This is a genomic window from Stenotrophomonas sp. SrG (genome assembly GCF_050031795.1).
Taxonomy (GTDB): Bacteria; Pseudomonadota; Gammaproteobacteria; order Xanthomonadales; family Xanthomonadaceae; genus Stenotrophomonas; species Stenotrophomonas rhizophila_A.
Map to the genome: position 1 here is coordinate 1 of NZ_JBNBBE010000563.1, position 253 is coordinate 253.

At 76.3% G+C, this 253-nt stretch carries 1 pseudogene; it reads right to left on the minus strand.

Annotated elements, in window-relative coordinates:
* Positions 1-253, minus strand: a pseudogene (locus ACQG3P_RS20870) (succinyl-CoA--3-ketoacid-CoA transferase); the annotation flags it as partial.

A 253-nucleotide genomic window follows, 5' to 3' on the forward strand; every position in this document is an offset into this window, starting at 1 on the left:
CCCAGCTGGCCGCGCACCACCCCGGGCGCCACCTCGCCCGGGTCGGTGACCGGCATCGCGCCCCGGATTGCCAGCTTCCCCTGGCCGCCGCGCACCATCGCGAAGCCGGCGTGGCTGCCGCAATAGCTGGCACCCGCACGCGCGGTGACCGTCCGCTGGCCGGCGTAGATCAGGTCCGCCCCCCCCTCGGCCTCGGACGGGAACGGGCCGATGCCGAGCCGGCCGAGTTCGGACTGCAGCCACACGTCCACGC